This window comes from Bartonella sp. AA126HLJHH (assembly GCF_042197425.1).
GTDB lineage: Bacteria > Pseudomonadota > Alphaproteobacteria > Rhizobiales > Rhizobiaceae > Bartonella.
In genome coordinates, this window is sequence record NZ_JBHIRU010000124.1 from 1 (window position 1) to 656 (window position 656).

1 pseudogene is annotated in these 656 nt (G+C 38.7%); it reads left to right on the plus strand.

From position 1 onward, the window contains the following. Positions 1–510: pseudogene (locus tag ACFIQC_RS10090) on the plus strand (hypothetical protein); the annotation flags it as partial. Positions 511–656: the final 146 nt, after the last annotated feature.

Consider the following 656-nt stretch of genomic DNA (forward strand, 5'->3'; position numbering starts at 1 on the left):
ATTTATGGCAAGTTTCTTGATAAAACTAGAATTTATGGCAATGCTGAGGTTTATGATAAAGCACGTGTTTTAGGAACCTCTCAGGTTTATGATAATGCCCATGTTTATGAAAATGCTATAGTTTTTGATAATGCTAGGGTTTGCGATAATGCCCATGTTTGTGGCGCTGCTATGGTCAATAGAGAAGCCAAGGTTTATGGGAATGCTATAGTGACTGGTTATGCCCATGTTTATGATAGGGGCTGCGTTTATGACAATGCCAAGGTTTATGGCAAGGTTTATGGTGGCGCTTGGGTTTCCAATAATGCTTTAATTTCTGATAATGCCGAGGTTTATGATGATGCTCGCATTTATGACAATGCAAAAATTTATGGCAAGGTCCATGGTGATGCTCATGTCTATGGCAATGCCAAGGTAATTGGCTATACTGAGATTGGTGGTGATACCAAAATTGGTGGCAATTATAAAGAACCCGTTATCACTGGTGATATTGTTTTTACAACTGTGTAAATGACGCGCGGGCGCGGCGGGGGCGCCCCTCTTTAAACATTTCATTCTAAAATTCAAATCTATTTATAAAGGAATTGTGCTATGCAAAAAAAGTTTGCACTCACAAATGAGACACGTGTATTTAATAATCAAACTCTTTATCGCAT